This is a genomic window from Pseudorhodoferax sp. LjRoot39 (assembly GCF_964253035.1).
Taxonomy (GTDB): Bacteria; Pseudomonadota; Gammaproteobacteria; order Burkholderiales; family Burkholderiaceae_C; genus Pseudorhodoferax.
In genome coordinates, this window is the sequence record NZ_CAXUQL020000001.1 from 5,218,661 (window position 1) to 5,240,009 (window position 21,349).

The 21,349-nt window shown below is 70.0% G+C and carries 16 protein-coding genes and 1 other RNA gene; 8 read left to right on the forward strand and 9 right to left on the reverse strand.

Annotated elements, in window-relative coordinates; genetic code table 11:
• The first annotated feature begins 4 nt into the window (after positions 1-4).
• The 3 genes from ffs to ACSQ4M_RS24305 all read left to right on the forward strand — a co-directional run bounded on the left by ffs (position 5) and on the right by ACSQ4M_RS24305 (position 5,824).
• Positions 5-101, forward strand: an RNA gene (gene ffs, locus ACSQ4M_RS24295) — signal recognition particle sRNA small type.
• 411 nt (positions 102-512) lie between these two features.
• Positions 513-4,769: a response regulator gene (locus ACSQ4M_RS24300; protein WP_436191972.1), complete on the forward strand. Its 4,257-nt coding sequence runs from the start codon at positions 513-515 to the stop codon at positions 4,767-4,769.
• Between the two features lie 23 nt (positions 4,770-4,792).
• On the forward strand, positions 4,793-5,824 hold the full coding sequence (locus tag ACSQ4M_RS24305; RefSeq protein WP_436191973.1) for a response regulator: 1,032 nt from the start codon (positions 4,793-4,795) through the stop codon (positions 5,822-5,824).
• 14 nt (positions 5,825-5,838) lie between these two features.
• On the opposite strand, the gene ACSQ4M_RS24310 is transcribed toward ACSQ4M_RS24305, so the two are convergent.
• The 3 genes from ACSQ4M_RS24310 to ACSQ4M_RS24320 form a co-directional block, all read right to left on the reverse strand.
• Complete coding sequence (locus ACSQ4M_RS24310) at positions 5,839-7,737, reverse strand: MacB family efflux pump subunit (RefSeq protein ID WP_436194063.1); 1,899 nt, start codon at positions 7,735-7,737, stop codon at positions 5,839-5,841.
• 59 nt (positions 7,738-7,796) lie between these two features.
• Positions 7,797-9,005, reverse strand: coding sequence for an efflux RND transporter periplasmic adaptor subunit (locus ACSQ4M_RS24315; protein ID WP_436191974.1), 1,209 nt, complete (start codon positions 9,003-9,005; stop codon positions 7,797-7,799).
• A 69-nt stretch (positions 9,006-9,074) separates the two neighbouring features.
• The gene (locus ACSQ4M_RS24320) at positions 9,075-10,337 is read right to left on the reverse strand and encodes a TIGR03862 family flavoprotein (RefSeq protein WP_436191975.1); all 1,263 of its coding nucleotides are present in this window, start codon (positions 10,335-10,337) and stop codon (positions 9,075-9,077) included.
• 142 nt (positions 10,338-10,479) lie between these two features.
• On the opposite strand from ACSQ4M_RS24320, the gene trxA reads away from it, so the two are divergent.
• The 5 genes from trxA (at position 10,480) to ACSQ4M_RS24345 (ending at position 15,776) form a co-directional block, all read left to right on the forward strand.
• Positions 10,480-10,812 (forward strand): thioredoxin TrxA, encoded by a 333-nt coding sequence (trxA, locus tag ACSQ4M_RS24325; RefSeq protein WP_056673284.1) that lies wholly within the window; start codon positions 10,480-10,482, stop codon positions 10,810-10,812.
• Between the two features lie 201 nt (positions 10,813-11,013).
• Complete coding sequence (gene rho, locus ACSQ4M_RS24330) at positions 11,014-12,276, forward strand: transcription termination factor Rho (RefSeq protein WP_436191976.1); 1,263 nt, start codon at positions 11,014-11,016, stop codon at positions 12,274-12,276.
• 123 nt (positions 12,277-12,399) lie between these two features.
• Entirely contained in the window at positions 12,400-12,657 is a 258-nt protein-coding gene (locus ACSQ4M_RS24335; protein WP_056673290.1) for a type B 50S ribosomal protein L31, read from the forward strand.
• An 87-nt stretch (positions 12,658-12,744) separates the two neighbouring features.
• Positions 12,745-14,436 (forward strand): hypothetical protein, encoded by a 1,692-nt coding sequence (locus tag ACSQ4M_RS24340; RefSeq protein ID WP_436191977.1) that lies wholly within the window; start codon positions 12,745-12,747, stop codon positions 14,434-14,436.
• Complete coding sequence (locus ACSQ4M_RS24345) at positions 14,436-15,776, forward strand: MATE family efflux transporter (RefSeq protein WP_436191978.1); 1,341 nt, start codon at positions 14,436-14,438, stop codon at positions 15,774-15,776. Before ACSQ4M_RS24340 ends, ACSQ4M_RS24345 begins: the two co-directional genes overlap by 1 nt.
• On the opposite strand, the gene phoR is transcribed toward ACSQ4M_RS24345, so the two are convergent.
• Genes phoR through pstC form a run of 6 tightly spaced genes read right to left on the reverse strand, consistent with a single transcriptional unit; the run spans position 15,760 to position 21,303 of the window.
• Positions 15,760-17,100: a phosphate regulon sensor histidine kinase PhoR gene (gene phoR / locus ACSQ4M_RS24350; protein WP_436191979.1), complete on the reverse strand. Its 1,341-nt coding sequence runs from the start codon at positions 17,098-17,100 to the stop codon at positions 15,760-15,762. The genes ACSQ4M_RS24345 and phoR overlap by 17 nt on opposite strands.
• A 37-nt stretch (positions 17,101-17,137) precedes the next feature.
• On the reverse strand, positions 17,138-17,896 hold the full coding sequence (phoB, locus tag ACSQ4M_RS24355) for a phosphate regulon transcriptional regulator PhoB (protein ID WP_436191980.1): 759 nt from the start codon (positions 17,894-17,896) through the stop codon (positions 17,138-17,140).
• The gene (gene phoU, locus ACSQ4M_RS24360) at positions 17,893-18,594 is read right to left on the reverse strand and encodes a phosphate signaling complex protein PhoU (RefSeq protein WP_056673305.1); all 702 of its coding nucleotides are present in this window, start codon (positions 18,592-18,594) and stop codon (positions 17,893-17,895) included. Before phoU ends, phoB begins: the two co-directional genes overlap by 4 nt.
• Before the next feature lie 31 nt (positions 18,595-18,625).
• Positions 18,626-19,411: a phosphate ABC transporter ATP-binding protein PstB gene (gene pstB, locus ACSQ4M_RS24365; protein ID WP_436191981.1), complete on the reverse strand. Its 786-nt coding sequence runs from the start codon at positions 19,409-19,411 to the stop codon at positions 18,626-18,628.
• Positions 19,412-19,435: 24 nt separating this feature from the next.
• Complete coding sequence (pstA, locus tag ACSQ4M_RS24370) at positions 19,436-20,302, reverse strand: phosphate ABC transporter permease PstA (RefSeq protein ID WP_436194064.1); 867 nt, start codon at positions 20,300-20,302, stop codon at positions 19,436-19,438.
• A 38-nt stretch (positions 20,303-20,340) separates the two neighbouring features.
• The gene (pstC, locus tag ACSQ4M_RS24375; protein ID WP_436191982.1) at positions 20,341-21,303 is read right to left on the reverse strand and encodes a phosphate ABC transporter permease PstC; all 963 of its coding nucleotides are present in this window, start codon (positions 21,301-21,303) and stop codon (positions 20,341-20,343) included.
• Positions 21,304-21,349 lie beyond the last annotated feature (46 nt).

Sequence of the window (21,349 nt, forward strand, 5' to 3'; positions counted from 1 at the left end):
CCTCGACGGGCCTTCCCGCATGGTGAAGCGGCCAACCGGGTCAGGTGGGGAACCAAGCAGCCCTAACTGTGGAGCCAGTGCCGGGGTCAAGGCTCGTCACCTTTCTTCTTCTGCATCGACGCCGGGCCAGCAGTGCTCCGCGCATGGCCGGCCTGCCCCGCATCGGCCCTCCGTCCACGCGGCTAGTGGCCGAGCCCCAGCAGCCAGCCGAGCAAGCGCCCCACCAGCACGAGCAGTTGCCACAGGGCCTTGGCCGCATCCCACAGATCCATCGGGCCCAGCATAGGCCTTGCGTGTCAACGCTCTGTGTCGATGGCGGCATCCACAGCGGCGCGGCGCCATGTCCTCCCCAAACCTCCTGCGGTTTCCCGTCACTCTGGCGCGCAGTAATATGATCTTAATTTGATCAATTAAGTCAAATAAAACGCACGAAAATGGATGCAAATAAGGTCCGACGGGCCCTATGGTCTGCATTGCTGCGCGAATGGCTGCTACTGGTTGGTGTACTTGCCGTGCTGGCCGGACTGATGGTGTACGCCGTCGTGCGGGAGTACCGCCGCGTCGGCGTCTCGGAAAGCGTTCGGCTGCAGACCCAGGCCCAGGTCGTGGAACACCATGTCCGCCGCCAACTGGAAAGCGTCGACCAGGCACTGCGCACCACGCTGCAGGCCGCGACGCACTGGCCCACGCCGGCCGGCAGCATCGGCGAAGCCTCCCTGCATGCGCTGGTGGATGTGATGCCCGGCGTGCGCACACTGACGGTGATGGACGCCAAGGGCACCGTGCTGGCCGCCAACCGGCCCGAGCTGCTGGGCCGCCACTACGGCGAGCGCGACTTCTTCCGCGCAGCCGTGGGCGCGCCGCAGGCGGGCATGGTGGCGCTGTCGGCGCCGTTCCGCTCCTACCTGGGCAGCGTGGCACTCAACGCCGCGCGCGCCAGTTTCGCGCCCGACGGCCGCGTGCAGCACGTGGCCAGCGCGACGCTGGATCCGGAGTACTTCGGCGGCGTGCTCGGCTCGGTCACCCATGCGCCGGACATGTGGGCCACCGTGCTGCACGGCGAAGGCCGGTTGTTCCAGGTGGCCCCTTTGACCGCCAGCGACATGCTGGAGGACCTGCAGGAGCCCGGCTCGTTCTGGCAGCAGCATGCTGCAGGCGGCGCGCTGCACAGCCTGGTCGATGACCATGGCGCCGGCCTGGACCGGCTCGTGGCGGTGCGCACGGTGGTGTCGCCGCAGGTGCGCGTCGACCATCCGCTGGTGGTGGCGGTGGGCCGCTCCAAGGCCGCCATGTACGCGCCGATCTGGCAACAGGCGCAGACCTACGGCCTGCTGTTCGCGGCGGTGGCCCTGGCCAGCGCCCTCGGCCTGGGCCTGCTGCAGCGCCGCCGCCTGCAGGTCGCAGTGCTGCAACAGGCCAGCCGCGCAGCGCGCCAGGACAGCGAGGAACGTGTGGCGCTGGCGCTGCGCGGTGCCGACCTGGGCCTGTGGGAATGGAGCCTGGACAGCGGGCGCATCATGCTCGACGCGCGCGGCTGCTCCATGCTGGGATTGACGCCAGCGCAACTGCAACTGGAGCGCCGGCCCTGGGCGGACCGGCTGCACCCCGACGATGCGGCTGGCGTGCTGGCCCATGCCGCGGACCACGCGCAAGGCCGCGCGCCGCGCTTCGAGGCGCAGTTCCGTGTGCGGCATGCCGATGGCCACTGGGTCTGGATCCTGTCGCGCGGCAACCGCGTCGATGGCACGCCGGTCCGGCTCGCGGGCACCCACATGGATGTCACGGCACGCCAGCAGTCGGCCCAGGCCCTGGCGGCGCGCGAGGCCGAGCTGCGCGACTTCAAGAGCATGCTGGACGAGACGCTGGACTGCGTCTACATCCTGGATGCCCAGACGCTGCAGTTCCTCTACGTCAACGAGGGCGCGATCCGCATGAGCGGCTACGGCGAGGCTGAACTGCTGGCGATGAAGCCGACCGATCTGCTCTGGGACACCACGCCCGCACAGTACCTGGAGCGCACGCGGCCGCTGGTGGAAGGACGCGAGCCGGCGCAACTCGTCGAAGTCGTGCACCGGCACCGCGACGGCCACCCGATTCCCGCGGAAGTGTTCCTGCAGTACCTGCCGGCCACCGCGGAGCGCCGCCCGCGCTTCCTGGCCGTGGTGCGCGACATCACGGCGCGGCGCGCCCAGACCGCGCTGGAGCTGTCCGAGGCGCGCTTTCGCATGCTCATCGAGGGCGCGCCGACGGCCATCGCCATCCTGCGCGGCGAGCGCTTCGAATACACCAACCGACGCTTCCTCGCCATGCACGGCTACGCCAGCGGCGACAACCTGGCCGGCAGCCCCTGGCGCGCGGCGTTCGCGGTCGACGCGCACGCGATCCTCGCCGCCCCCCAGGCGGCGCCGGCCAATGCAGGCAAGGTCCACAGCACCTGCAAGAACGGCGAGCTGCTGCCCGTGCTGGTGGCCTGCAGCGCGGTGGACCTGTCCGATGGGCCGGCCACGGTGGTGTTCCTGCAGGACATCTCGGACCTGGAGCGCGCCGAGGCCGAACTGGTGCAGGCCCGCGACGCGGCCGAACAGGCCAGCCGGGCCAAGGCAGCCTTCGTCGCCAACATGAGCCATGAGGTCCGCACGCCGCTCAACGCCATCCTGGGACTGGCCTACCTGCTCGAACATGGCTCGCTGCAGGGCGAGCCGCTGGACCTGGTGCGCAAGATCCATGCGGCGGGGCGCACCCTGCTGGGGACGATCAACCACGTGCTGGACATCTCCAAGATCGAAGCCGGACGGCTGGAGATCGAGCGCGCGCCGTTCCGGCTCGACGAGGTCATCGACAACGTCGCCACCATCATGGGTGCCAACGTCGGAGACCGACCGCTGGAACTCGTGATCTCGCCGCCGCCGCTGGGCGCCGGCCAGCTGATGGGCGATGCGCTGCGGCTGCAGCAGGTGCTGGTGAACCTCACCGCCAACGCCATCAAGTTCACCGAGCGTGGCCAGGTCGCCCTGCACACGGAACTCGAGCACCGCGACAGCCGCCAGGTGCGGCTGCGCTTCTCGGTGGTCGATTCGGGCATCGGCATTCCCGCCGACAAGGTGGACGAGATCTTCGCGCCGTTCGCGCAGGCCGACAGCTCGACCACGCGGCGCTTCGGCGGCACCGGCCTGGGCCTGGCGATCTGCCGGCAACTGGTGGAACTCATGGGTGGGCAGATCGGGGTGCACAGCACGCCCGGCAAGGGCAGCACCTTCTGGTTCTCGCTGCCGTTCGAGCCGGCTCCCGCCACGCATTTCTCCTCGCCCGCCATGCTGCAGGTGCAGGCCCTGGTGGCCGACGACAACCCGCTCGTGTGCGAGGCCGCCGTCGCCACCGCGCGCGGGCTGGGCTGGCAAATGGAGGCCGTGGCCTCGGGCAGCGATGCACTGGCCTTCATCGAGCGGCGCCTGGCCACGCAGACCCTGCCCGACGTGGTGCTGCTGGACTGGCGCATGCCCGGCATGGACGGGCTGGACGCCGCGCGCGCCATCCGTGCCGCCGTGCCACCGCACGCCTGCCCCATCGTCATCATGGTCACCGCCCATGCGCGCGGCGCGCTGCTCGCCCAGGCCGGATCCGACCTCGTCGACGCGGTGCTGGACAAGCCGCTCACCAGCTCCAAGCTCTACGACGCGGTGGTGCAGGCGCAGCGCCGGCGCAGCGCCGCGCCGCAGGGCCCTGCAGCCGGGCCGGCGGCGCAGGAGCAGCCCCTGGCCGGGCTGTCCATCCTCGTGGTGGACGACAGCGAGATCAACCGCGAAGTGGCGCAGCGCATCCTGCAGCGCGCCGGCGCGGCCGTGGTGCTGGCCAGTGACGGCCAGCAGGCGCTGGAACGGCTGGGCGACAGCACGGCCGACGCCGTGGACATCGTGCTGATGGACGTGCAGATGCCCGTCATGGATGGCATCGAGGCCACCCGCCGACTGCGCCGCGAAGCGCGGCTGGCCCACCTGCCCGTGGTCGCGCTGACGGCCGGGGCCTTCAAGAGCCAGCAGGACGCGGCCTGGGCTGCCGGCATGAACGGCTTCATCGGCAAGCCCTTCGACGTGGCCGAGGCCATCGCCCTGATCCGCCGCCTGACGGGGCGCGACGGCACGCCGGCGGCCGTCGCTGCACCCGGTACGCGGCGCGCGGCCCTGGCGCTGCCTGCGTTGCCCGGCATCGACCTGGCGCAGGGCCTGCAGATCTGGACCGACGAACGCGCCTACCGGCGCTTCCTGGCGCGCTTCCTGGACGAGCATGGCACGAACGCGCAGGAGATCCGCGCGCTGCTGGCGGCCGGTGACGCCGAGCAGGCCGGCGCGCTGGCCCACCGCCTGCGCGGCGGTGCCGCCCACCTGGCCTTGCCGCAGACCACCGAGGCCGCCGCCGAGGTCGAGCTGGCGCTGCAGCACGGCCATGACCCGGCCCCGGGCCTGCAGCGGCTGGAGCAGGCGCTGGCCACGGCCGTGGTCTCTGCGCGGCAGCTGCAGGCCGCGCAGCCCGCCGCCGTCACCGCGGCACCGGCCGCCCCCGCCACGCCGGCGGCGCCGACCGAGCGGCCACGGCTGTTGCAAGCGCTGCTGCGTGCACTCGATGCCGACGACCCCGGCCCGGCCGAGGCCCTGCTGGCCGAGCTGGGCCCGCATCTGCCGCCGGCCGACCTGCAGGCTCTGCAGGACCTGCTGGACAGCTACGACTTCCGTGGTGGCGAACGCCATGTGCGCCGCTTGCTCGACACCCCATGAACGTGCCCCAAGGAGCCCCCTCCATGCAGCGCCGCCGGCCCATCCTGATCGTCGACGACGAACCGGCCAACCTCGCCACCCTGCGCCAGATCCTGGCCGACGAGCATCCGCTGGTGTTCGCACGCAATGGGGCCGAGGCGCTGGCCGCAGCGCACAAGCACCACCCGGCGCTGGTGCTGCTGGACATCCGCATGCCCGACATGGATGGCTACGCACTGTGCCGCCGCCTGAAGGCCGACCCGGCCACGCGCGACACGCCCGTGATCTTCGTGACCGCACTGTCCGAGGTCGGCGACGAGGCCGCGGGCTTCGCCGCCGGCGGCGTGGACTACATCGTCAAGCCGGTGTCGCCGCCCATCGTGCGCGCCCGCGTGCGCACCCACCTGTCGCTGGTGCGCACCACGGCGCTGGAGGCCAGCTACCGCACGGCCATCTTCATGCTGGGCGAGGCCGGGCACTACAACGACAACGACACCGGTGTGCACATCTGGCGCATGGCGGCCTACGCGCGGCTGCTGGCCACGGCCTGGGGCTGGGACCCCGAACAGGCCGCCATGCTGGAGCTGGCCGCGCCCATGCACGACACCGGCAAGATCGGCATTCCCCACACCATCCTGTGCAAGCCCGGCAAGCTCGACGCAGCCGAATGGGAGATCATGCGCACGCACCCGCGCATCGGCCACGACATCCTGGTCAAGAGCCGCGCGCCGGTGTTCCAGCTGGCGGCCGAGGTGGCGCTGGCCCACCACGAGCGTTGGGACGGCTCGGGCTATCCCCAGGGCCTGGCCGGCAAGGACATCCCCGAGTCGGCCCGCATCGTCGCCATCGCCGACGTGTTCGATGCGCTGAGCATGCGGCGGCCCTACAAGGAGCCCTGGCCGCTGGACCGCATCATGCAGGCGCTGCACGAGGGCACGGGATCGCATTTCGACCCGGAGATGGCGCCGGTGTTCGCCTCCATCCTGCCGCAGGTACTGCAGGTCAAGCAGCGCTGGGACCAGCGCGAGGCCGACGAGGGCGAGCCCTTCAGCGCCTCGGTCCTGCTCCCGCCCTGAACCGCCGTTCGGCTTCAGTTGCGCATCAACGCCTCGACCGGATCGAGCCGCGCCGCGTTGCGCGCCGGCAGGTAGCCGAACACCACGCCGATCAGCGTGGAGCACAGGAAGGCCGCGGCCATGGCGGTGCCGGAGAACGCCAGCGTGAAGGTGCTGGAGAACTGCGCGAACAGCGCGCCGATGCCCAGCGCCAGCGCGATGCCCAGCAGCCCGCCGCACAGACAGACCAGCACGGCCTCGATCAGGAACTGCTGCTGGATGTCGCCCTGGCGCGCGCCCACGGCCATGCGCACGCCGATCTCGCCGGTGCGCTCGGTCACGCTGACCAGCATGATGTTCATGACACCGATGCCGCCGACCACCAGCGAGATCACCGCGATGGCAGCGATCAGCAAGGTCAGCGCAGCGGTGGTCGATTCGATGGTCTGGCGGATGCTGTCGGTGTTGAGCACGTAGAAGTCCACGCGGCCATGGCGGCGTTCCAGCAACTGGCCGATGCCCTGCTCGGCCGCGGCCATGGGCATGCCGTCGGCCACGCGCACCGTGATGCTGGACAGGTAGGGCTGGCCCATGAGCCGGCGCATGGCCGTGGTGTAGGGCACGTAGACGTTGAGCCTGTCGCTGCCGGGGCCGAAGCCGCCGCTGGTCTTTTGCGTCACGCCGACCACGGTCACCGGCATGCCGCCCAGCAGCAGCACCTGGCCCAGCGGATCGCTGCCGGCGAACAGGCGCTCGCGCGTGTTGGCGTCGATCACCGCCACCTGGGCCAGCTCGCGCATGGCGTCGGCGTCCAGCCCCGTGCCCTCGGCCAGCGCCATGCCCTTCACGCGGAAGTACTGCTCGCCCACGCCGCTGACGGTCACGGCCGCATCGGCATTGCGCCAGCGCGCCGTCACGGCCGTCGCCACGTTGGGCGTCACGCTGTCCACATAGCCCTGGCCCATCAGCGCGTCGGCATCGCTGGGCAAGAGCGTCTGGATGCGCGCGGCGCGCGGGTCGCCGAAGCCGGTGCCCGAATACACCTCGATGGTGTTGGTGCCGATGGCGCTGATGTCGGCCAGCACCTTGCGCCGTGCGCCCTCGCCCAGCGCGACGACCGAGACCACCGAGGCGATGCCGATCACGATGCCCAGCATGGTGAGCAGCGTGCGCAGCTTGTGCGCGTTCATGGCGAGCAGCGCCATGCGCAGCGCCTCGCGCAGCCGGTCGGCCCAGCCGCCCAGCAGGCCGCGCGACGGGGCCTGCGCTTCGGGGCGCAGCACCGCGGCGGGCCTGGCCGACGCGCGCGGCGTGGGGCCGTCGGCCACCACGCGGCCGTCGCGCAGCTCGACGATGCGCTCGGCATGGCCGGCCACGCCCATGTCGTGCGTGACGATCACCACCGTATGGCCCAGCGCGTGCAGTTCGGCCAGGATGGTCATGACCTCGGCACCCGCGTGCGTGTCCAGCGCGCCCGTGGGTTCGTCGGCCAGGATCACGCTGCCGCCGTTCATGAGCGCGCGCGCGATCGACACGCGCTGCTGCTGGCCGCCCGAGAGCTTGCCGGGCGGGTGCTCGCCGCGCTCGGCCAGGCCCAGGCGTGCCAGCAGCGCCTGCGCGCGTTCGGCCCGCTCGGCGCGCGGCCGGTTGGCGTAGACGGCCGGCACCTCCACGTTGGCCTGGGCCGAAAGGTCGGGCAGCAGCTGGTAGCGCTGGAACACGAAGCCGAAATGCTCGCGCCGCAGCGCGGCCAGTGCGTCGGCGTCGAGCGCGCCGACGGCGCGGCCGGCCACGCGGTAGCTGCCACGCGTGGGCCGGTCCAGGCAGCCCAGGATGTTCATGAGCGTGGACTTGCCCGAGCCCGACTGGCCGACGATGGCCACCATCTCGCCGGCGTGGATGCTGAGGTCGATCTCCTGGAGCACGGCCAGCATGCCATCGGCCACGGGGAACTCGCGCCAGATGCCCTGCAGCGCGAGCAGCGGCACCCCATTCACCGGGGCGGCCCCATGCGCGCGCCTGCGCCACGCAGCGCCTGGGCATCGCCCAGCACCACGCGTTCGCCTTCCTGCAGGCCTTCGAGCACCTCGGCGCGCACCTTGTTGTCGATGCCGATGCGCACGCTGCGCGGCTGGGCCTGGCCCTGCGCGTCGAGCACGCGCACCTGCTGGCGGCCGTCGGGCGCGCGCACGCCGAGCGCGCCGACCGGGATCGTCAGCGCTCCCTTGGCCTCGCCGCGCACGATGTAGACCGTGGCCGTCATCGAGATGCGCAGCGCGCGGTCCGGGTTGGCCACGTCGAACAGCCCGTTGTAGTAGATGGCCGTGGCACTGGCCGTGCTGTTGCTGCTGGTCGAGGACGACAGCGTGCTGCCGGCACTGGTCTTGATCGCGTCGGTGGCCGGCTCCACTGTGCGCAGCTTGGCCTCGAAGCGCTTGTCGGGTTCGCCCAGGATCGTGAAGTACACGCGCTGGCCGGGCCGCACGCGGGTCACGTCGGCCTCGGAGATCGAGGCCTTCACGGTCATGGTGTCGACCTGGGCCAAGATGACGATGGTCGGCGTGGTCTGGTTGGCGTTGACGGTGGTGCCCTCCTCGGTCACCACGGCCACCACCTGGCCGGCGATCGGCGCGACGATGCGCGTGTAGCCCAGGTCCACGCGCGCGGTGTCCACGGTGATGCGGGCCTGGGCCACCTGGGCCTGCAGCGCGGCGACGCTGGCGCGGCCGGTGGCGACGGCCGCCTCGGCGGTGTCCAGGTTGGCCTGCGAGGTCGCGTCCTGCGCGCGCATGCGGCGTTCGCGGCCCAGCGTGGTCTCGCTCTGGGCCAGCGTGGCGCGGGCCGAGGCCAGTTGCGCCTGGATGCTGGCCAATGCGGCTTCGGCCGTACGGATCTTGTTCTGCTGCGGCACCGAGTCGATCTCGGCCACCAGCTGGCCGGCCTGCACCTCGTCGCCGAGCCTGACCTTGAGCGACTTCACCTGGCCCGAAACCTGGGCACCCACGCTGACCTGGCGGAAGGCCTGCAGCGTGCCGTTGGCCAGCACGGTGTTCTCGATGTCGGCCCGCGTCACGGGCGCGGTGACGTAGGCCGGCGGCGGCGCAGCCGCGAAGACCCCACGGTACAGGCCATAGGCCAGGGCGAGCAGGACGGCGGCGGCGAGGACGAGGCGCAGGCGCCGCGGTACAGGAGAAGACGGCATAGGCGGGCGGCATTCTCGGCCAGGGCCATGACGCCCCTGCCCGCCCGTGGGTAAAGCTTTGTGAACCGGCTAGGCCTGCTGCAGGTGCGCAAGCACGCCCTCGGCCGCCACCACGCCGCTGGCCATGCAGGCCGTCAGCAGGTAGCCGCCGGTGGGGGCTTCCCAGTCCAGCATCTCGCCGGCGCAGAACACGCTGGGCACGGCCTTGAGCATCAGGCCGGCGTCCAGCGCCTCCAGCGCCACGCCGCCCGCTGTGCTGATGGCCTCGGCCACCGGCCGCGGCGCCGCGAGTTGCAGCGGCACGGCCTTGATCGCCAGGGCCAGCGCGGCCGGATCGTGCAGGGTCTCGGGCACCAGCACCTCGTGCAGCAGCGCGAGCTTGATGCCGTCCAGCGCGAGCCGGCTCTTCAGGTGGCTGGACAGCGAGCGCGCGCCGCGTGGGTGGCGGCAGGCGGCCAGCACCTGCTCGGGCGTGCGGTCGGGCAGCAGGTCCAGCCACAGCCGGGCCTGGCCTGCTCGCACGATCTCCTCGCGCAGCAGGCGCGATGCCGCGTAGACCAGGCTGCCCTCGATGCCCGTGGCCGTGGCCACGAACTCGCCCTTGCGCGCGAACCAGCCGCCCTGGCCATCGGCACAGCGCAGCGCGACCGACTTGAAGGGCTGGCCCGCGAAGCGCTCGGCGAAGTGCGCGCTCCAGCCGGCACCGTCCTGCGCGCGCGGCGTGGGCACAAGGTCGAAGCCGCAATTGGCCGCCGCCAGCGGCGTGATCGCCACCTGGCGCGCGGCCAGCAGCGGCAGCCAGGCCGCGTCCGAACCCAGGCGCGGCCAGCTGGCGCCGCCCAGCGCCAGCACCGTCGCGGCGGGCCGGGTCTGCACCGGGCCGGCGGGCGCGTCGAATTGCAGGCTGCCGTCCCCGGTCCAGCCGGTCCAGCGGTGCCGCATGTGCAGGCGCACACCGGCTTCGCGCAGGCGGTGCAGCCAGCCGCGCAGCAGCGGCGCGGCCTTCATGTCGACCGGGAACACGCGGCCCGAAGTGCCGACGAAGGTGGCTACGCCCAGGCCCTCGGCCCAGTCGCGCACGCCCTGCGCATCGAGCCGCGCCAGCCAGCCTCCCACCACGCCCTGCTGCGCGCCATAGCGCGCCACGAAGCGCGCGGCGTCCTCGGAATGCGTGAGGTTAAGCCCGCCCTTGCCGGCCAGCAGGAACTTGCGGCCGACCGAGGGCATGGCGTCGTAGAGGTCGACCGACAGGCCGGCGCGGGCCAGCCGCTCGGCCGCCATCAGGCCGGCGGGGCCACCGCCGACCACCGCGATTTGCGGGGTCTGCCTCATGTTTTTCCTGCCGTGCACGGCGCCTGTTCAATAGCCGCTTTGGCTATGGCGGCTATAGCCTTTCGGCCCCCGCTTGGGTACTTGGTTTCTGTCACAATGCCGCGACTTTAGCCGTACCGTATCACCATAAAGGAAGCGACCAATGGCCAACGAATTGATCAAGCATGTGTCCGACGCGAGCTTCGAAGCCGATGTGCTGAAGTCCGCCACGCCCGTGCTGGTGGACTACTGGGCCGAATGGTGCGGCCCGTGCAAGATGATCGCCCCGATCCTGGACGACGTCGCCACCGGCTATGCCGGCAAACTGCAGATCGCCAAGATGAACGTGGACGAGAACCGCGACATCCCCGCCAAGTTCGGCATCCGCGGCATTCCCACGCTGATGCTGTTCAAGGGCGGCGAGCTGTCCGCCACCAAGGTCGGCGCCATGAGCAAGGCCCAGCTGACCGCGTTCATCGACCAGCAGCTCGCCTGAGCTTCGCTCCACCGCCTGCCCGAACCGGTCTTCCCCGCACCGGCCCATCGGACAGGCGTTCTTTCCTGTCATAATCCCCCGCAGTTCACCGCTACCCCCACCAGGGGCCAGCGGTTCGATTCAGGTGCAAGGCGCTCGCCGCCTCATCCGCACCACCTCCCCCGCGTAAGCCACCACTGAACTCCCCGACGGAGTCACCCCATGCACTTAAACGAACTCAAGGCTCTGCACGTGTCCGAAGTCCTGCGGCAGGCCGAGGAACTGGAGATCGAGAACACGGGCCGCATGCGCAAGCAGGAGCTGATGTTCGCCATCATCAAGAAGCGCGCGCGTGCCGGCGAGCAGGTGTTCGCCGACGGCGTGCTGGAAATCCTGCCCGATGGCTTCGGTTTCCTGCGCAGCCCGGACACCAGCTACACCGCCAGCACCGACGACATCTACATCAGCCCGAGCCAGGTGCGGCGCTTCAACCTGCACACCGGCGACATGATCGAGGGCGAGGTGCGCACGCCCAAGGACGGCGAGCGCTACTTCGCGCTGAACAAGCTGGACAAGGTCAACGGCGGCGGCCCCGAAGAGAACAAGCACAAGGTCATGTTCGAGAACCTGACCCCGCTGTTCCCCAAGGAGCAGATGAAGCTCGAGCGCGAGCTCAAGGGCGACGAGAACATCACCGGCCGCATCATCGACATCGTCGCGCCCATCGGCAAGGGCCAGCGCGCGCTGCTGGTGGCCCCGCCCAAGAGCGGCAAGACGGTCATGATGCAGCACATCGCGCACGCCATCGCGGCCAACTATCCCAACAGCTACATGATGGTGCTGCTGGTCGACGAGCGTCCGGAAGAAGTGACCGAGATGCAGCGCTCGGTCAAGGGCGAGGTCATCGCCTCCACTTTCGACGAGCCCGCCGCCCGCCACGTGCACGTGGCCGAGATGGTGATCGAGCGTGCCAAGCGCCTGGTCGAGCTCAAGAAGGACGTGGTGATCCTGCTGGACTCCATCACGCGCCTGGCCCGTGCCTACAACAACGTCGTGCCCTCCTCGGGCAAGGTGTTGACCGGCGGTGTGGATTCCAACGCGCTGCAGCGCCCCAAGCGCTTCCTGGGCGCGGCCCGCAACGTGGAAGAAGGCGGCTCGCTGACCATCATCGGCACCGCCCTGGTGGACACCGGCAGCCGCATGGACGAAGTGATCTTCGAAGAGTTCAAGGGCACGGGCAACTGCGAAATCCACCTGGACCGGCGCCTGTACGAGAAGCGCGTGTTCCCCTCGATCCAGCTGAACCGCAGCGGCACGCGCCGCGAGGAACTGCTGCTGGCCCCCGAGATCCTGCAAAAGAGCCGCATCCTGCGCCAGTTCATGTACAACATGGACGAGATCGAATCCATGGAGCTGATGCTCAAGAACATGCGCGCGACGAAGACCAACACCGAGTTCTTCGACATGATGCGCCGCGGCGGCTGATCCCCTTGCCCGTGAATATGTGATAATCGCAGGCTTTTCGCGGCAAGTATTTCGGCTTTGGATTGCATGAGAGGTTCATGCAAGGCACGGGACGGCTGCCGCAGCTGAAACAGAGGAATTCCCATGAAAGAAGGCATCCACCCGAACTACCGCGAAGTGGTGTTCCAGGACATGTCCAACAACTTCCAGTTCGTCACGCGTTCGTGCGTGAACACCAAGGAAATGATCAAGCTGGAAGACGGCCGCGAACTGCCGCTGTTCAAGCTGGACACCTCGAGCGAATCGCACCCCTTCTACACCGGCACGCAGAAGTCGGTGGACAACATGGGTGGCCGCGTCGAGCGCTTCCGCAACCGCTTCGGCAAGACCGCTGCCAAGTAAGCAGCTGTTCGCAAGGCACGCAGCCCAAGGGCAGCCCGGTTCGACCGCGCTGCCCTTTTTGCTGCCCTCTTCCATCTTCTCCCGCCAGTGAACCAGCCCAGTCCCGCCATCGTCGCCCAGAGTTCGGTCCGCCGCCTGCCGCGCTGGCCCTTGCTGCTGCTCTGTGCTGCCTATGTGCTGGCCGGGTTCGTCGGGCGCGACCCGCTCAAGAACACCGACGTCGCCACCTTCGGCACCATGCTGGAGCTGGTCGCCGGCACCACCTCGTGGTGGGACCCCACGCTGATGGGCCAGCCCGAACCCGGCGTGCTGCTGCCGTTCTGGCTGGGCGCCGGTGCGCTGGCGCTGGCTCCGTCCTGGGTCGACCCGGCCTTCGCCGCGCGCATCCCCTTCATGCTGCTGTTGGCCGCGGCGCTGGCCTGCACCTGGTACGGCGTGTACTACCTGGCCCGCGCGCCGCGCGCCCAGCCGGTGGCCTTCGCCTTCGGTGGCGAGGCCCGCCCGGCGGACTACGCGCGTGCGCTGGCCGACGGCGGCCTGCTGGCCTTGCTGGCCTGCCTGGGGCTGGCCCAGCTCTCGCACGAGACCTCGCCGGCGCTGGTGCAGCTCAGCTGCGCAGCGCTGGCCTTCTTCGGCCTGGCAGCCCTGCCCTATCGCCAGGCCCAGGCGCTGGCCGCCCTGGCGGCCGGCCTGTTCGGCCTGGCGCTGTCCGGTGCCCCCACCGTGGCGGGGCTGCTGGGCCTGGGAGGCGCAGCCACCAGCCTGATCGAGCGCGGCGAGGACGACAGCCCGGCCGACCGGCGCCGTGCCGCCCTGTGCGTGCTGGTGCTGACGCTGGCGGCTGCGGGCACCGCCTTCGCGCTCGACCTGTGGCAATGGCGCATCGCGTTGCCGGCTGCGCAGTGGAGCAGCTGGCGCAGCCTGGGCCGCCTGCTGCTGTGGTTCACCTGGCCGGTCTGGCCGCTGGCGCTGTGGACGCTGTGGCGCTGGCGCAGCCAGCTGCTGGGCGGCCGGCCCGAACGGCATTTCGCCATCCCGCTGTGGTTCCTGCTCGTGCTGCTGGGCGGCACGCTGGTGGCCCCGCCCTCCGACCGCGCCCTGTTGCTGGGCCTGCCGGCCATGGCCGCGCTGGCCGCCTTCGCGCTGCCGACCTTCGGCCGCAGCATGGGGGCGCTGATCGACTGGTTCACGCTGCTGTTCTTCTCCAGCTGCGCCATCACGATCTGGGTCATCTGGATCTCGCTACAGACCGGCGTACCGGCCAAGCCGGCCGCCAACGTGTTCAAGCTGGCGCCGGGCTTCGAACCGGTGTTCTCGCCGCTCGCCTTCGTGCTGGCTCTGGTCGCCACGGGGGTCTGGATCTGGCTGCTGCGCTGGCGTGTCGGCCGCCACCCGTCCGCGATCTGGAAGAGCCTGGTGCTGCCGGCCGGCGGCACGGCGCTGTGCTGGTTCCTGCTCATGACGCTGGGCCTGCCCACGCTGAACTACGCGCGCAGCTACGCGCCGCTGGTGCGCCTGGTGCAGGCGCAGATGCAGGGCCCGCAGGGCTGCGTAGAGATCCACGGCTTCACGCGCGCGCAGATCGCGGCCTTCCGCTTCCACGGTGGCATGAACCTGCGGCCAGCCACGGACCAGCCTTCCGCCTGCCCCTGGCTCCTGGTGCATTCGGATGCCACCTCCACGCTGCGCGCCACCATCGGCGCCCAGCCCTGGGCCCTGGTGGGCTCCGTCCGCCGCCCGGCCGACAAGGACGAGGACATGCTGCTGTTCCGGCGCTGATGGCGTCGGCGGAACTCTCGCGCATCGCCCGGCACGCCGGCACCATCCTGGTCGGCCAACTGGCCGTGATGGCCTTCGGCGTGACCGACACGCTGGTGGCCGGCCGCCATTCCGATGCGGCACTGGCCGCGTTGTCGGTCGGCTCTGCCCTGTACATCAGCGTCTATGTCGGCCTCATGGGCGTGCTGCAGGCCCTGCTGCCGGTCTGGGCCGAACTGCGCGGCGGCGGCCGCGGCCAGGAGATCGGCCGCTCGGTGCGCCAGTCGCTCTACCTGGCCGCCGCCTGCGCCCTGCTCGGCTGCGGCGCGCTGCTGGCGCCCGCGCCGCTGCTGCGCTGGGCCGATGTGCCACCGGCCATGCGCGCCGAGGTGCAGGACTACCTGGCCGTGCTGGCCATGGCCTTGCCGCCCGCGCTGCTGTTCCGTCTCTACAGCACCTTGAACCAGGCGCTGGCCCGGCCGCTGTTCGTGACCTGGCTGCAGGTCATCGGCCTGGCGCTCAAAGTGCCGCTGTCCATCTGGTTCACCTTCGGCGGCGCGGGGCTGCCGGCGAGCGGCGCGGTCGGCTGCGCCTGGGCCACGCTGGTCGTGAACTACGCCATGCTGGCCGTGGCCTGGTGGATGCTGCACAGCCAGCCGCTCTATGCCGAACTGGCCATCCGCGCCCGCATCGAGGCGCCGGACTGGCGCCGGCTGGCCGAGTTCCTGCGGCTCGGCGTACCGGCCGGCCTCGCGGTGCTGGTCGAGGTGACCTCGTTCACGCTGATGGCGCTCATGATCGCGCGGCTGGGCACGGTGGCATCGGCCGGCCACCAGATTGCCGCCAGCATGACGGCCGTGCTCTACATGGTTCCGCTGTCGCTGGGCCTGGCGACCAGCGCGCGCGTGAGCTGGTGGCGTGGCCAGGACGACGCGGGCCGCGCACGCGCGAGCCTGCGCACCGGCCTGGCCCTGGCCGCCGGCATGGCGCTGCTGCTGGCCGGCACGGTGGCGCTGCTGCGCGAGCCCATCGCCGCGCTGTACGCGGGCAGCCCGGCCGTGGCTGCGGTGGCGGCAAGCCTCCTGGGCTGGGTCGCGCTGTACCACCTGGCGGATGCGGTGCAGGCGGTGAGCGTGTTCGTGCTGCGCAGCTACCGCGTGACGCTGGCGCCGCTGCTGGTCTACGGCCTGCTGCTGTGGGGCGTGGGCCTGTACGGCGGGCAGTTGCTGGCCTACCGCGGCCTGGGGCCCTGGCCGGCGCTGCAGTCGCCTACGGCCTTCTGGATGGCGGGTGCCGCTGCACTGGGCACCACCGCCGCCGTCTTCCTGCTGCTGCTCTGGCGCCTCACACGGGCGCGCTGAGCGGCGCGCTGGCCCGCACGCGACTGGCGGGGAACACGATGGCAAAGCGCGAGCCCTTGCCCAGCGCCGACTGGATGCGCAGCTCGGCACCATGGCGCTGCACCACGTGCTTGACGATGGCCAAGCCCAGGCCCGTGCCGCCGGTCTCGCGCGAGCGGCTGCGGTCCACGCGGTAGAAGCGCTCGGTCAGGCGCGGCAGGTGCTCGGGGGCCACGCCGGGGCCGGTGTCCTCGACGGAGAACTCCAGCTGGCCGGCCGGCAGCGTCTGCCAGGCCACCTTCACACTGCCGCCACCCGGCGTGTAGCGCACCGCATTGCTCACGAGGTTGGACAGCGCGCTCATGAGCTCGGTGCGCGAGCCCGCCAGCGCCAGCGCCGGCGGCGGCGCGAACTCCAGCGCATGGGGCGCGCTCTGGCCTGCCGTCAGCAGCGCCGACAGGGCCTGGACCTCGTCCTCGCATTCCGCGCTGAGCTGGTCCAGCGCCGTCCATTCGCCGCGGCCAGGTGGTGGGCTGCCTTCGATGCGCGACAGCGTCAGCAGGTCGCTGACCAGGGTCTGCATGCGCGAGGCCTGCTGCGCCATGAGTTCCAGGTAGCGCGCCCGCTCGGTCTCGTCCAGCGGCAGCGACTGCAGCGTCTCCACGAAGCCGGTCAGCACCGTGAGCGGCGTGCGGATCTCGTGCGAGACGTTGGCCACGAAATCGCGCCGCATCGCCTCGGCCTGCTCGAGTGCCGTGACGTCGTTGGACAGCATGAGCCGCCGGCCTTCGCCGTAGAAGTGCAGGCGCACGGCCAGCCGCACCGGGCGGCCGGCGCTGTCGCCACGGCCGGTGACGATGGCGTTGCGTGTGGGGTCGGGGTTGGCGTAGTAGGCCGTGAAGGCCGGGTCGCGCACCAGATTGCCGATCAGTTGCTCGTGGTCGCGCTCGGTGTCGATGCCGAAGTGCGCGGCCGCCGTCGGATTGCACCAGTTGATGCGCCCCTCCGCGTCCAGCAGGATCACACCGTTGGACGAGGCCTGGATCGCTTCGAGGAATTCCTGCAGCCGGCGCTCGCTGTCCTGCTGGCGGCGTTCTCCGATGCGCTGCTGGCGGCGCAGCCGGTCCGCGAACTCGCCCCACAGGCCGCCCATGCGCGGCAGGTTCTGGGGGTCGCCGTCACGCAGGCTGCGCAGCACGCGCAGCGCGCGCACCAGGTCGACCACCCACCAGGCCAGGCCCGCCAGCAGCATGCCGGCGCAGGCGGCAGGCCAGCCCCGCAACCACCAGCCCATGGCGGCACCGGCCACCAGCAGGACGACGAAACTCGTGAAACGCAACCACATGCGGACGATTGTCGCGGCTGCCCGCGCGGGCTGAGGTTCAGGAGGCGGACGCCGACGTGGAAGGCGCCGACGCGACGCGTGCGGCGCGGGTGGTGGCCACGGGTGCGACCGGCTGCGCCGTGATGCGGTAGCCCGCGCCGCGCACCGTCTCGACCATGGGGCCGGCCGCGCCCAGTGCCTCGCGCAGGCGCTTGACGTGCACGTCCACCGTGCGTTCCTCGATGAACACGTGGTCGCCCCAGACACGGTCCAGCAGCTGCGAACGGCTGTGCACGCGCTCGGCATGCTGCATGAGGTAGTGCAGCAGCTTGAACTCGGTCGGGCCCATCTTGAGCGGCTGGCCCTCGAAGCTCACGCGGTGCGTCGAGCTGTCCAGCAGCAGCGCGCCGATCTGCACCGAACCACCGGCCTGCTCCGGCGCGCGGCGCCGCAGCACGGCGCGGATGCGCGCCAGCATCTCCTTGGTGGAGAACGGCTTGGCGATGTAATCGTCGGCGCCCGCATCCAGGCCGGCCACGCGGTCGTGCTCGTCGCCGCGCGCGGTCAGCATGATGATGGGCACGGCCTTGGTGCGCGGGTCGGCGCGCCACTTGCGCGCCAGCGACAGGCCGCTCTCACCGGGCAGCATCCAGTCCAGCAGGATCACGTCGGGCAGCACCGCGTCCAGCTCGACCTGCGCGGTCACGCTGTCCATGGCCCAGGTCGGCTGGAAGCCGCTGTGGCGCAGGTTCACGGCCAGCAACTCGGCGATCGCGGGCTCATCCTCGACGATCAGGACACGCGGCATGTGCTTCATTGGACGGCGGACTCGACCTGTTCCATGCTGGCATGGCGCACGTCGGCTCCCTTGACGATGTAGATGATGAACTCGGCGATGTTCTTGGCGTGGTCGCCAATGCGCTCGATGGCCTTGGCCAGGAACAGCAGGTCCAGGCTGGCGGAGATGGTGCGCGGGTCTTCCATCATGTAGGTGATGAGCTTGCGCACGAAGCCGTCGAACTCGCGGTCGATCAGGTCGTCCTCCTTGAGGATGCTGACGGCGGCCGCCGTGTCCAGCCGCGCGAACGCGTCCAGCGCCTTGCGCAAGAGGCCCGAGGCCAGATCGGCCGAGACGCGCAGGTCCAGCGTCGGCAGCTGGCGCGCCGAGCCGCTCTGCGCAATGGACTTGGCCATGCGCGCGATCTTGGCGGATTCGTCGCCCACGCGCTCCAGGTTGGCCGTGGTCTTGGAGATCGCCAGCAGCAGGCGCAGGTCGCGCGCGGTCGGCTGGCGTCGGCCGATGATGGAGGCCAGCTCGCGGTCGATCTCCACTTCCATGGCGTTGACCTGCTGCTCGGCCGCCTCGACCTCGTCGGCCACCTCGGTGCTGAACTGGGCCAGCGCGTAGATCGCCTTGCGGATCTGCGATTCCACGAGCCCGCCGAGTTCCATGACGCGGCTGGACACGTTGTTCAGTTCGGCATCGAACTGGGTCGAAAGATGTTTGTCCGACATGTTGTGTTCCCTCTTGGACCAATGATCCGGATCAGCCGAAGCGGCCGGTGATGTAGTCCTCGGTCTCCTTGCGCTTGGGCTTGAAGAACAGCTGCTCGGTGGCGCCGAACTCCATCAGGTCGCCCAGGTACATGTAGGCCGTGTAGTCGCTGCAGCGGGCCGCCTGCTGCATGTTGTGGGTCACGATCACCACCGTGTATTCGGTCTTCAGTTCGGTGATCAGCTCCTCGATCTTGGAGGTCGAGATCGGGTCCAGTGCCGAGCAGGGTTCGTCGAGCAGCAGCACCTCGGGCTTGATGGCGATGCCGCGGGCGATGCACAGGCGCTGCTGCTGGCCGCCGGACAGGCCCGAACCGCTCTGGTTCAGCTTGTCCTTGACCTCGGTCCACAGCGCGGCCTTGCGCAGTGCCCACTCCACACGCTCTTCCATGTCGGTGGCCGAGAGGTTCTCGAACAGCTTCACGCCGAAGGCGATGTTGTCGTAGATCGACATCGGGAACGGCGTGGGCTTCTGGAACACCATGCCGACCTTGGCACGCACCAGGGCCACGTCCTGCTTGCTCTCCAGCAGGTTCTCGCCGTCCAGGATGATCTGGCCTTCGGCGCGCTGCTCGGGATAGAGCTCGAACATGCGGTTGAAAGTGCGCAGCAGCGTGGACTTGCCACAGCCCGAGGGGCCGATGAAGGCGGTGACCTTCTTCTCGGGGATTTCGAGGTTGATGCCCTTGAGGGCGTGGAACTTGCCGTAGTAGAAGTTCAGGTCCTTGACGGCGATCTTGGCGCGTTCCGTCACCGGGGCGGCGATGCTTGCGGGCATATCGGTTCTCTCTTGGGATTCGGTTTACTGCTTGGAGCGCGTCAGCACGCGGGCCAGGATGTTCAGGCCCAGCACGGCCACCGTGATCAGGAACACACCGGCCCAGGCCAGCTGTTGCCAGTTCTCGTACGGGCTCATCGCGAACTTGAAGATCGTCACCGGCAGGCTGGCCATGGGCTCGCCCATGCTGGAGGTCCAGAACTGGTTGTTCAGTGCGGTGAACAGCAGCGGTGCGGTCTCGCCGGCGATGCGGGCCACGGCCAGCAGCACACCGGTCACGACACCGGCACGGGCCGCGCGCAGCGTGATCGCCATGATCACCTTCCACTTGGGCGTGCCCAGGGCATAGGCGGCCTCGCGCAGGCCGGGCGGCACCAGCTGCAGCATGTTCTCGGTGGTGCGGATCACCACGGGGATCACGATCAGCGCCAGCGCGATGGAGCCGGCGATGCCCGAGAAGGAGCGCATCTGCGTGACGACCACGGCATAGACGAACAGGCCGATCACGATGGACGGGGCCGACAGCAGGATGTCGTTGACGAAGCGCGTCACCGACGCCAGCCAGCCCTTGGGTTCGTACTCGGCCAGGTAGATGCCGGCCATGATGCCGATGGGCGTGCCCACGCAGGTGGCGACCAGCACCATCAGGAAGGAACCGTACAGCGCGTTGGCGATGCCGCCCGCCTCGTTCGGCGGCGGCGTCATCTCGGTGAAGGTGGCGATGGCCAGGCCACCGACGCCCAGGCGGATGGTTTCCCAGAGGATCCAGACCAGCCAGAACACGCCGAAGGCCATGGCCCCCAGCGACAGGAACAGCGCGATCTGGTTGACCCGCTTGCGGCTGGCGTACTTGGCGGCCTTGCCGGCCTCGTAGGCGGCCTTGTTGAGCAGGGTCTGGCTGGTGCTGGGTGCGGGATTGGGAGTGGCGCTCACGACTTGGCTCCTTCGCTCTTGCGCAGGCGGGCCAGCAGCAGCTTGGAGCAGGACAGCACGACGAAGGTGATGAAGAACAGGACCAGGCCGAGATACATCAGTGCCGCCTGGTGCAGGCCGGCACCGGCTTCGGCGAATTCGTTGGCCAGGGCCGAGGTGATGGAGTTGGCGGCCTGGAACAGGCTCAGCGAATCGAGCTGGTTCATGTTGCCGATCACGAAGGTGACGGCCATGGTCTCGCCCAGCGCGCGGCCCAGGCCCAGCATGATGCCGCCGATGACGCCGGCCTTGGTGTAGGGCAGCACGACCTTGGACATGACTTCCCAGGTGGTGGCACCCAGGCCGTAGGCCGATTCCTTGAGCAAGGGCGGCGTCACTTCGAACACGTCGCGCATCACCGAAGCGATGAACGGGATGATCATGATGGCCAGGATGATGCCGGCCGACAGGATGCCGATGCCCACCGGGGGGCCGGAGACCAGCGCGCCCAGGTAGGGCACGCCGTTCAGAAGACTTTGCAGCGGTTGCTGCACGTAGGTCGACAGGATGGGGCCGAACACCAGCAGGCCCCACATGCCGTAGACGATGGACGGCACCGCAGCCAGCAGCTCGATGGCCGTGCCCAATGGGCGCTTGAGCCAGGCTGGCGACAGTTCGGTCAGGAACAACGCGATGCCGAAGCTGACGGGCACGGCGATCAGCAGCGCGATGACGGAGGTCGTCAACGTGCCGTAGATCATGACCAGGCCGCCGAACTCTTCCTGCACCGGATCCCAGGTGGTGCTGGTCAGGAACGACAGGCCGTACTTGGAGATCGCCGGCCAGGCGCCCTGGATCAGCGACAGCAGGATGCCGATCAGCAGCAGCAGCGTGAGCCAGGCCGCGCCCTTGGCGGCCAGGCCAAACAGCCTGTCTGCCATGGGACCACTGCGGGCCTTCTTGGGGGGAGGTGTTGTCATCGCGCGTTCGCCCCCTTTGCCGACACCCTTGCCGGACAGATCGAAA